This window comes from Anaerostipes faecis, assembly GCF_910574135.1.
Classification (GTDB): Bacteria; Bacillota; Clostridia; order Lachnospirales; family Lachnospiraceae; genus Anaerostipes; species Anaerostipes hominis.
The window spans coordinates 108,419-114,984 of record NZ_CAJSYK010000009.1; the positions used below are offsets into that span (position 1 = coordinate 108,419).

Genomic DNA, 6,566 nt, shown 5'->3' on the forward strand with positions numbered 1-6,566 from the left:
AATGATAAAGTATTGATATGGATAAAGTACTAAGGTTTATAAAAAAACATCATATGATCAGCCAGGGAGATTTCATCGCTGTGGGAGTCTCCGGAGGAGCAGACTCTGTGTGCCTGCTCCTGCTTTTATGTGAGCTTAAGCAGGAGTATGGACTTGAATTGCATGCTGTCCACGTCAATCACGGTATCCGCAGGGAAGCTTTCAAAGACCAGGAATTTGTGGAAAACTTATGCCGGAGACTGAAGGTGCCGTGGATAACTTTTTCGGAAGATGTGCAAGGCATGGCTGAAAAAGAATCCATGTCTCTGGAAGAGGCAGGACGGATAATCCGCTACCGATGCTTTCAAAAAGTTCTGGATATGCACGGAGGCGGAAAAATTGCAGTGGCTCATCACCAGAATGACCAGGCGGAGACAATTCTTTACCGGATGTCCAGGGGGACCGGAATACAGGGTCTGAAAGGGATGGAAGCCGTCCGGGGAGATGTGATCCGGCCGCTTTTGTGCCTTAAGAAAACGGAAATCCTTAAGTATTTAAAAGAAAAGGGCCAAAGCTGGATGGAGGACGCCAGTAATGAAGATAATACGTTTGCCAGGAATAAGATCCGCAATCAGGTCATTCCGGTGCTCACAGAAGTCAATTCAAGGGCTGTGGAACATATATTTTCACTGTCCGAAGAAATAGAAGAGTGGAGCCGTTATTTGGAACAGCAGTTGTCTGAGGCGTGGAAAGCCTGTGTAAAGCAGGATGAAAAGGGATGTCTCATCGATACAGGCCGGTTTCTGAAGGAATCGGAGCCGATCAGGAGACTTTTGGCAAAACAGGCCATAGAACAGACCGCAGGCAGAAAAAAGGATATTGAGAAGATCCATATCCAGAGTTTCTGTGATCTGGCTTTCAGGGAAACCGGGAAATCCATTGATCTTCCATATGGACTTACTGGAAAGAAAACATACGGAGGACTCTTGGTGGAGGCTAAGCAGACAACAGCAGAAAAAGCGGCTGTGGGACAGCTGGTCCTGACGGAGACAAACCGGTTTGAAAAAATGGATGAAAAAGATTTTACCAAAATCATTGATTATGATAAAATAGACAAAGACATCCAACTGAGGTACAGAAAGCCGGGAGACTTTTTTGTATTTTCAAAAGATGGAAAGAGCAAGTCTTTGAGCCGGTATTTTATTGACCAGAAAATTCCGAGAGAAGAGCGGGACCGGATACCGCTTGCGGCAGACGGAAACCGGATCATATGGATCATCGGTCGCCGCCTGAGCGAGTTTTATAAGGTTTCTGAAAAAACCAAAAGATATTTAAGATTGGAATACAATTAGGAGGAAAACATTAAATATGGAACAAGCAGAGATTAGAGAGTTGATCTCAGAAGAAGCTGTGGATAAGAGAATCAAGGAGATGGGGGACCAGATCAGCAAAGATTATGCGGGGAAGGAAGTACATTTGATCGCGATCTTAAAAGGCGGCGTCTTTTTTGCGTGTGAGCTGGCCAAGAGGATCACAGTCCCGGTAACGATTGATTTTATGTCCGTGTCCAGCTACGGGGATTCCAGAGAGTCTTCCGGTATCGTAAAGATTGCCAAGGATCTGGATGAACCGATCGAGGATAAAGAAGTTCTGATCGTGGAAGATATTATTGATTCCGGGAAAACACTGAACCACTTAAAGCCAATGCTTTTGAGCAGGAAGCCCAGGAGCCTCCGTATCTGTACGCTTTTGAATAAACCGGAGCGCCGGGAGGTGGATGTGGAAGTGGCATACACAGGTTTTGACGTGCCGGATGAGTTTGTCGTGGGCTACGGCCTGGATTTTGCACAAAATTACAGGAATCTTCCATATATCGGAGTCGCAGAAGAATAGCAGAGAGGAGACAGTAAGTTGAACCCAAGAAGAGGAAACAGCAATTTTTTGTTCCTTGCAGTCATTTTATGTCTGGGGATTATTTATTTTTCCAGAATGATGAACAGCACCGAGGACAATTATAATTACGCACAATTCCGTCAGGACGCAAAAGCGGGGCAGGTTGTGGGGATCACCATGAAGCAGAATAAAGAGGTCCCAACCGGCACTATGACGGTAGAATTAAAGAATGAAGTGTATAAAAACTGTAATATCACTGACGTTGACGCGGCGGTAAAAGAGATCGAGGATAAATACCCGAATCTCTATAAAAAAATGGTAGTGAAGCCGATCGACCGGAGCGGAGACTGGATCACGACCCTGCTTCCGAACCTTTTGATGGTGGGAATTCTTGTATTTTTCCTGATCATGATGATGAAGCAGAATGGCGGCGGCGGAAAAATGATGGATTTCGGAAAGAGCCGTGCCAAGATGGCAAATCCGGACGGCCCGAAAGTTACATTTGACGATGTGGCGGGTCTTACCGAGGAAAAAGAGGAACTGGAAGAAGTGGTGGATTTCTTAAAAGATCCGAAGAAGTTTATCGGTATCGGGGCAAGAATCCCAAAGGGAGTCCTCTTAGTAGGACCTCCGGGAACAGGTAAGACACTGATAGCAAAAGCCGTGGCCGGAGAGGCAAATGTCCCGTTTTTCAGCATTTCAGGTTCTGATTTCGTTGAGATGTTTGTCGGCGTCGGGGCTGCCAGGGTCAGAGACCTGTTTGCAGAGGCTAAGAAGAACGCACCTTGTATCATTTTTATCGACGAGATCGATGCGGTGGCCAGACGGAGAGGTTCCGGCCTGGGCGGCGGACATGACGAGAGAGAACAGACCTTGAACCAGATGCTTGTGGAGATGGACGGTTTCGGCGTCAATGAAGGCATTATTGTCATCGCAGCTACGAACCGTGTGGATATCCTCGACCCGGCGATTCTCCGTCCGGGCAGGTTTGACCGGAAGGTCGGCGTGGGAAGGCCGGATGTCAAGGGAAGAGAGGACATTTTAAAGATCCATGCCAAGAAGAAACCTCTGGGCGATGATGTGGATCTCCACGAGATCGCCAGGACGACGGCGGGATTCGTGGGCGCAGATCTGGAAAACCTGATGAACGAAGCGGCCATTCAGGCGGCTAAAAATAACCGCGGATACATTGTAAAAGAAGATATCGACAAATCCTTTATCAAAGTGGGAATCGGCACAGAGAAAAAGAGCCGTGTTGTCCCTGAGAGCGAGCGGAGGATTACGGCTTACCACGAGGCAGGCCATGCGATCCTGTTTCACGTGCTCCCGGATATGGGACCGGTCTATACGGTTTCCATCATACCGACCGGCGTTGGGGCGGCGGGATATACGATGCCGCTCCCTGAAAACGACAATATCTTTAATACAAAAAATAAAATGCTGCATAATATCATGGTAAGTCTCGGAGGGAGGATCGCAGAAGAGCTGATCTTTGAAGATATCACGACCGGTGCCTCCCAGGATATCAAGCAGGTTACCCAGCTTGCCAGATCTATGGTCACTGAGTACGGCATGTCAGACCGGCTCGGTCTGATCAATTACGATAGCGGTGAAGGGGATGAAGTCTTCCTCGGAAAAGAAATCGGCCAGCCCCGTCCGTACGGAGAGCGGGTGGCAACCATTATCGATGAGGAAGTGAAAGACATCGTGGATGACTGTTATAAGAAAGCCAGGGCGATCATTGAAGAGCATATGGAAGTACTCCACAGCTGTGCAAAACTGTTATTGGAAAAAGAACGAATCAATCAGAGTGAATTTGAAACCTTGTTCGAGGGGACAGAAGCGTAAAAAAACTGCCGCACTAAAAAGGTGTGGCAGTTTTTTTGCACGAATATGGATAAATCCTGCTGGATAGGAATTTAAAGATTGTTGGAGATGTCTACTTTTCTCCGTGCTTCTTTCCGTTTTTCCATGGCATCCACACAGATAGTGCAGGCTGCATCCCCGGTGATATTGACTGTGGTTCTTGCCATATCAAGGATACGGTCGACTCCTGCTACGAGGGCGATTCCCTCTAAAGGAAGACCGACACTCTGGAGCACCATGGCAAGCATGATAACGCCGGACCCCGGAACTCCTGCGGTGCCTATGGAAGCCAGGGTCGTAGTCAGAATGACCATCAGCTGCTGGGTTAAAGTCAGATGCATTCCAAAAATCTGAGCGATGAAAATAGCGCTGACCCCCTGGTAAATAGCGGTTCCGTCCATGTTGATCGTAGCACCCAGAGGCAGGACGAAGCTTGCGATCTCTTTTCTGGCACCAAGCTTTTCTGTACATTCATAGTTAAACGGCAGAGTTCCCACACTGCTGGCACTGGAAAATGCAAAGAGCATGGCCGGGCTTTGTTCCTTGAAGAATCTGAGTGGGCTGATGCCGCTGAATCCTTTGACCGCGCTTGAATAAACTACAACCATATGCACGATGCTGGCAAGATAGGCTACTCCGATCAATTTCAGAAGAGGAAGCAGTACGGACGGACCATTTGTGGCCACGACCGGAGTGATCAGTGCGAACACGCCAATCGGCGAAAGATTGATGATGAGGCCCATGATGTTGATGCAGACTTCTGAGAGACTCTCCACAAGGTCTGCCGCAGGTTTTCCTTTGTCACCGGCAATGATGATGCCGAATCCGAAAAACAGTGCGATGACAATAACCTGGAGCATTGTGGCACTGACTAAAGGCTCGACTGCATTTGACGGAAAGATATTTACAAGTGTTTCTATAAGGGAAGGGGCCTTGGTGGCACCTTCATATGCCTCCAGAGAAGAACTGTTCATCACGTAGCCGCCTCCCACGTTAAGTACATTTGCGAACAGCAGACCGAATGTAACCGCAAACGCCGTGGTAACGATGTAAAAGCAGATGGTCTTTCCTCCGATGGAACCTACCTTTTTGATGTCCTGGAGAGAGACGACTCCCTGAATGATGGAGAACAGGACTACAGGGACGACGATCATTTTGATCAGGTTCAGGAAAATAGTTCCGAAAGGCTGAATGTAATTCTCAGCGATCTTCGGATGACTCTGAAGCAGAAGACCGGACAGGATACCTAAGAATAGAGCCGTCAGGATCATCACGGTCAAGGATAATCTCTTTTTTTGTTTTTTTGTATTCATACTTTCTTTTCTCCTAAATTTGTAGTATAGCCACGAAATATTTTAAAGGAAAAGGGCGGAAAAAACAATGGGATTCATCGGAATTCTCAAAAAGTACTTGCATTTTCATATTTCATACAGTATAATTCTAAATTGTCAGGAACGCGGTGGGATTCCCGAGTGGCCAAAGGGGGCAGACTGTAAATCTGTTGGCAACGCCTTCGAAGGTTCGAATCCTTCTCCCACCATCAGCCGTTGTGGCGGAACTGGCAGACGCACAGGACTTAAAATCCTGCGGGACTTATACTCCCGTACCGGTTCGATTCCGGTCAACGGCATTAAGTAAAAGTAGGAGAAATGTTGAATTTACAGCGTTTCTCTTATTTTTTTGCTTCAAAAAGTTTGAATACCTTATGATGAAATCCCAAGTTTTTGAAAAGCAAGCATATCATTATCCCTTCTATTGACGTTTCGCAGATAGTGAAGCGTGGTTGCTGCCTCGCTGTGTCCCATTAAATAACTGAGGTTGTGGGCTTGTTTCCGTCAAAGACAGTTGAAACATTATAGAAGGGATTTTATGACTTGTTTCTGTTGATTTTGTCTTTGAATTTGTGTATTTGTAAATTAGATTAACTATGTAGCACCTCACTATATAACATAAAGAATTATTAATTATACTTTGTTTTTCTTGTGCATTTTTAAAAACAGAGTTATATTGTGAATAATGAAAGTTAAATAAATTTGAAGTCTGATAAGACACAAATATGAATTTACGGAGGTGATGTAATTGGATATTATAGCGAAGCTGACATCAAAAGACGATAAGTACGCTTGTGCGATTGCAGATAAAATCATATCAGAAAGTAAGGAGACAGACGAGTGGTATGAATATTTTGATGATTTTGCCTCCCTGATCAATCATCCGAAATCGTTGGTAAGAAATAGAGTGCTGTATATTCTTGCGGCAAATGTCCAATGGGATGATGAAAAGCGTTTTGATTTGATTATTTCTGACTTCCTATCTCATATTACAGACGAAAAGCCAATTACAGCAAGACAATGTATCAAGGCACTTAGGCAAATAGGGCAGACAAAACGCCAATATATCCCGATGATACTATCAGCTTTACGCAGTGCTGATTTATCCAAGTATAAAGACAGTATGCGTCCGCTAATTGAAAGGGATATTGCGGAAACAGAGAAGATACTTGCAGATTAGAATTTGACGGTGGGAATGATGAATAGATAACGATGTAAAAGCATTTTGACAAAGCAAATCTTACACAAGAACAAGTTGCGGAAGCACTCGATGTAAGTAGACAAACAATTTCTAACTGGGAAAATGAAAAAACATACCCTGATATTGTGAGTGTCGTTAAAATGAGCAATTTATATAACATTAGTCTTGACCATCATAACTTCTCGGAATCTCAATGAATGAGATTCTAACTGAAATTTGAAAACTGAATATCGTGCAGGAATAGAGATTTGGCAAAAAAGGGCATAAACGTTGGACATAGAGGAAGCTATGCCTTG

The 6,566-nt window shown here is 45.2% G+C and carries 5 protein-coding genes, 2 tRNA genes and 1 pseudogene; 7 read left to right on the forward strand and 1 reads right to left on the reverse strand.

What is annotated here, in order from left to right:
• Positions 1 to 17 precede the first annotated feature (17 nt).
• The 3 genes from tilS to ftsH are packed head-to-tail and all read left to right on the forward strand — an operon-like array spanning position 18 to position 3,720.
• Entirely contained in the window at positions 18 to 1,331 is a 1,314-nt protein-coding gene (gene tilS / locus QGT46_RS08170) for a tRNA lysidine(34) synthetase TilS (RefSeq protein WP_301590322.1), read from the forward strand.
• A 16-nt stretch (positions 1,332 to 1,347) separates the two neighbouring features.
• Positions 1,348 to 1,872 carry a hypoxanthine phosphoribosyltransferase gene (gene hpt, locus QGT46_RS08175; protein ID WP_024728679.1) on the forward strand — a complete coding sequence of 175 codons (525 nt, stop codon included), beginning with the start codon at positions 1,348 to 1,350 and terminating at the stop codon, positions 1,870 to 1,872.
• A gap of 18 nt (positions 1,873 to 1,890) precedes the next feature.
• Positions 1,891 to 3,720, forward strand: coding sequence for an ATP-dependent zinc metalloprotease FtsH (gene ftsH, locus QGT46_RS08180; protein ID WP_024728678.1), 1,830 nt, complete (start codon positions 1,891 to 1,893; stop codon positions 3,718 to 3,720).
• 71 nt (positions 3,721 to 3,791) lie between these two features.
• Here the strand turns inward: ftsH and QGT46_RS08185 are convergent, their stop codons facing one another.
• Positions 3,792 to 5,051: a dicarboxylate/amino acid:cation symporter gene (locus QGT46_RS08185; RefSeq protein WP_301590325.1), complete on the reverse strand. Its 1,260-nt coding sequence runs from the start codon at positions 5,049 to 5,051 to the stop codon at positions 3,792 to 3,794.
• Positions 5,052 to 5,196: 145 nt separating this feature from the next.
• Between QGT46_RS08185 and QGT46_RS08190 the strand changes: the two genes are divergently transcribed.
• From QGT46_RS08190 to QGT46_RS08205, 4 genes and pseudogenes are all read left to right on the forward strand, one after another.
• Positions 5,197 to 5,278: transfer RNA gene (locus tag QGT46_RS08190), tRNA-Tyr, on the forward strand.
• 3 nt (positions 5,279 to 5,281) lie between these two features.
• Positions 5,282 to 5,368 (forward strand) — tRNA-Leu (locus QGT46_RS08195).
• Positions 5,369 to 5,817: 449 nt separating this feature from the next.
• Complete coding sequence (locus QGT46_RS08200; RefSeq protein ID WP_301590327.1) at positions 5,818 to 6,249, forward strand: SufBD protein; 432 nt, start codon at positions 5,818 to 5,820, stop codon at positions 6,247 to 6,249.
• Positions 6,250 to 6,311: 62 nt separating this feature from the next.
• A pseudogene (locus QGT46_RS08205) lies at positions 6,312 to 6,467 on the forward strand (helix-turn-helix transcriptional regulator); the annotation flags it as partial.
• Positions 6,468 to 6,566: the final 99 nt, after the last annotated feature.